This is a genomic window from Saccharomonospora iraqiensis subsp. paurometabolica YIM 90007 (genome assembly GCF_000231035.2).
GTDB classification, from domain to species: domain Bacteria; phylum Actinomycetota; class Actinomycetes; order Mycobacteriales; family Pseudonocardiaceae; genus Saccharomonospora; species Saccharomonospora paurometabolica.
This window is the reverse complement of sequence record NZ_KI912187.1, coordinates 32,410-35,369: the sequence shown is the minus strand read 5'-3', so window position 1 is coordinate 35,369 and position 2,960 is coordinate 32,410. Positions and strand designations below refer to the sequence as shown.

The following is a 2,960-nucleotide window of genomic DNA, read 5'->3' as shown; positions in this document are numbered from 1 at the left end:
CACCTCGGTGCCGTACTGCGCACCCCCGTGCAGCACCAGGGCCACCGCCCGGGGCGGGCCGCCGTGCCGCGGCGGCCACACCGGCCACGTCCACAGCCACGGTCCGGGACCGGGGCCCGGACCCTCCGGTTCCCGGCTGCCGGGCGGTGATCCCGTGGCCGGTGTCGGCGTGCCCGGCGCGGTCATACCGTCGACCGTTCGGTCCCGGCGGCGAACTGCGTCCGGTGCAGCTCCGCGTAGCGGCCGTCGCGCTCCAGCAGTTCGGTGTGGTCGCCGCGTTCGACGATGCGGCCCTGCTCCACCACGAGGATCTCGTCGGCGGCGCGCACGGTGGACAGCCGGTGCGCGATCACGACCGCCGTGCGGCCCCGCAGCGCGTCGGCCAGTGCCGCCCCCACCGCGGCCTCGGACTCCGAGTCCAGGTGCGCGGTGGCCTCGTCCAGCACCACCACCCGCGGTCGCGCCAGCAACAGCCGCGCGATGGTCAGCCGTTGCCGCTCACCCCCGGACAACCGGTATCCCCGCTCGCCGACGACGGTGTCCAGCCCGTCCGGCAGGGACCGGACCAACGGCTCCAGCCGCGCCCGGTCGAGCGCGTCCCAGATGTCGGCCTCGTCCGCCGCCGGCGCGGCGTAGGTCAGATTGGCCCGGATGGTGTCGTGGAACAGGTGCCCGTCCTGGGTCACCAGGCCGACGGCCCCGCGCACCGTGGCGAAGGAGAGGTCCCGGACATCCACCCCGGACAACCGCACGCTCCCGGAGTCCGGGTCGTACAACCGGGGCACCAGCGCTGCGATGGTGGACTTGCCGGCCCCGGACGAGCCGACCAGCGCCACCATCCGTCCCGGTTCGACACGGAAGTCGATGCCGTGCAGGACCTGCTCACCACCGCGGTCGTCGACCACGGCCACCTCCTCCAACGAGGCGAGGGAGTACTGCTCCGCGGACGGGTAGGCGAACCGGACGTCGTCGAACTCCAGGGAGACCCCGCCCCCGGGCAGCGGCGTGGGCCGGTCGGTCTTGGTGAGCATCGGCCGCAGGTCGAGCACCTCGAAGATCCGCTCGAACGACACCAGTGCGGTCATCACGTCGACGCGCACGTTGGCCAGCGCGGTCAGCGGGGTGTACAGACGGGTCAGCAGCAGGGCCAGGGAGACCACCGTGCCCGCGTCCAGCGTGCCGCGCAGCGCCAGCCAGCCACCGAGCCCGTAGACCAGGGCCTGGGCCAGCGCGGAGACCAGCGTGAGGTTGGTCATGAACCACCGGGTCAGCATCGCGGTCCGCACCCCGATGTCGCGGACCCGGCCCGCCCGGGCACCGAACTCGTCCACCTCGACGTCCGGCCTGCCGAACAGCTTCACCAGGGTCGCGCCGGGGGCGGAGAACCGCTCGGTCATCTGGTCGGTCATCGAGGCGTTGAGCCCGGCCGCCTCGTGTTGCAACGCCGCCATGCGCCTGCCGATCCGCCGCGCGGGCAGCACGAACACCGGCAGCAGCGCCAGCGCCAGCAGGGTCACCTGCCAGGAGAGGGTCACCATCACGGCGAACGACAGCAGCAGCTGCACCACGTTGGTGACCAGCCCGGACAGCGTGGCGGTGAAGGTGCGCTGTGCCCCGATGACGTCGTTGTTCAGCCTGCTCACCAGTGCACCGGTACGGCTACGCGCGAAGAACGCGATCGGCATCCGCTGGACGTGCTCGAACACCGCCCGGCGCAGATCGAAGATCAGCCCCTCCCCGATGTGCGCGGACTGCCACCGCTCCGCCAGCCCCACACCCGCGTCGGCGACGGCGATGCCCGCGATGAGCAGGGCCAGCCACACGACCGTGGTCGCCGCGCCGTCCCCCACGATCACGTCGACCACCCGCCCGGCCAGCAGGGGCGTGCTCACCGCCAGGACCGCGGAGACCACGGTCAGCACGCCGAACACCGCGAGCCTGCGCCAGTGCGGCCGGGCGAACCGGGCCACCCGGCGCACCGTCCCCCGACGCAGGCCCGTGGGCGTGTCGGCCGCGTTCATCGCGCCGTGCAGCAGCGACCACGTGTTCTCCACCAGCAATCCCTTCCCGCACCCGACCCGGGTCGTGCTCCTCGCCGTCATGCCCGGCGCAGCACCGCCGGCACCGCAGACACCACCGGCACCGCCGGACGTCCCGCGGACCGGACCGGGCCCGCCGCACGCCGTGCGCCCCGCATTGTGCCGCCCGGCACCGACGGTCACGGGCCGGTGGTTCGTCAGCGAGCGGTACCGGTCACGGCGGTGTCACACAACGGTGTCGGTGCGCTCGCGTAGTCTCGGGCGCCATGGAAACACCGGCCGTCGGCACGGGGCGCGGAAGGGGAATCCGGCCGCTGTGGCTGGACGGCGCGCTGTACCTGGGCTGCGCGGTCTACGCACTCGTGCTGGCGCTCACCGACAAACACCTCGGCTTCCGGGTCTGGGGGGCGTTCGCCACCGCCGCCTACACGTCGGCGTTGCTGCACACCGCACTGTCGGGGCTCGTCCTCCGGACCCGTGCCCGCCCGGGGAACGACCGGTTCCCCCCGGTTCCGGCCGTGTGGTCCCGGTGGGTCGGCGTCGCCCTGGTCGCGGCCGTGGGCATGCTGGCGCCCCTGGTCACGCTCGTACTCCGCCGCGGGAGCGCGGGTGGCGACTGGGCGGAGGACCCGGACGTCTGGAACGCCCAGCCCGAGGTGTGGGTGATCGAACGCTCGGCGGAACGGTTGCTGGACACCGGGACGCCGTACGCCGACATCGCCGCGCTCGACGACCCGGGGGTCTACGACTACACGCCGTACGGTCCGGTGATGTCCCTGTTCGGCCTGCCCCGCACGCTGACGGGGACCGACCCGGTCGCCGGGGCGGTCACCGACGCGCGGCTGGTGTTCGCGCTCACCGCCGTGGCGGCCGTGGCGGCCACGCTCCGGACACTCGGGCGCCCCCGGGTACCGGTGCGCG

Annotated in this window: 1 protein-coding gene and 2 pseudogenes; 1 reads left to right on the top strand and 2 read right to left on the bottom strand. The window is 73.7% G+C overall.

Translation table 11 applies throughout. The features are described 5' to 3' along the window. Both SACPADRAFT_RS33665 and SACPADRAFT_RS0201015 read right to left on the bottom strand, forming a co-directional pair. Nucleotides 1-186 (bottom strand): annotated as a pseudogene (locus SACPADRAFT_RS33665) (hypothetical protein); the annotation flags it as partial. Next, the gene (locus SACPADRAFT_RS0201015; RefSeq protein ID WP_028662124.1) at nt 183-2,054 is read right to left on the bottom strand and encodes an ABC transporter ATP-binding protein; all 1,872 of its coding nucleotides are present in this window, start codon (nt 2,052-2,054) and stop codon (nt 183-185) included. The gene SACPADRAFT_RS0201015 and the pseudogene SACPADRAFT_RS33665, both read right to left, overlap by 4 nt. A 251-nt stretch (nt 2,055-2,305) precedes the next feature. Between SACPADRAFT_RS0201015 and SACPADRAFT_RS31905 the strand changes: the two are divergent. Next, nucleotides 2,306-2,960 (top strand): annotated as a pseudogene (locus SACPADRAFT_RS31905) (hypothetical protein); the annotation flags it as partial.